The sequence below is a fragment of the Verrucomicrobium sp. 3C genome, from assembly GCF_000379365.1.
GTDB lineage: Bacteria > Verrucomicrobiota > Verrucomicrobiia > Methylacidiphilales > Methylacidiphilaceae > Methylacidimicrobium.
In genome coordinates this window covers 1,085,666-1,085,994 of the sequence record NZ_KB901875.1, presented here as the reverse complement: position 1 = coordinate 1,085,994, position 329 = coordinate 1,085,666, and the positions used below count along the sequence as shown (strand labels likewise).

The window sequence follows — 329 nt, the reverse complement described above, 5'->3', positions numbered from 1 at the left end:
TTCCCTGCTCCCGGAAGCGCCTCTCCCATTGAACAACTACCGGGCGGTTGACCCCTTCGGTGCGCGCCGTCTGCTCTTGGGTGAGCCCATTGATGCGGTGGAGAATGATTCTCGCTCGCCGCGCCTCACGTTGCGGTGTCATGGGACGATTGATCATGCTTTGGAGTTCGTGTTTCTGCTTGTCGCTCACTGGAAGAATGCGGATAGGTGAGCCTATCCGAAAATTTGTGTGTGGGTCACAACCGAAGTAGAAGGAGATGAAAATGGAAAGGGAAGTGACCACGAACAACGAGCAGGAAGCGCAGGACCGAGGAGGCAAGAAGCCTGGG

The 329-nt window shown here is 56.2% G+C and carries 1 protein-coding gene; it reads right to left on the bottom strand.

The features are described 5' to 3' along the window. The coding region (locus A37A_RS16090; protein ID WP_231363880.1) for a helix-turn-helix domain-containing protein at positions 1 to 142 on the bottom strand (142 nt) is incomplete at its 3' end. Positions 143 to 329: the final 187 nt, after the last annotated feature.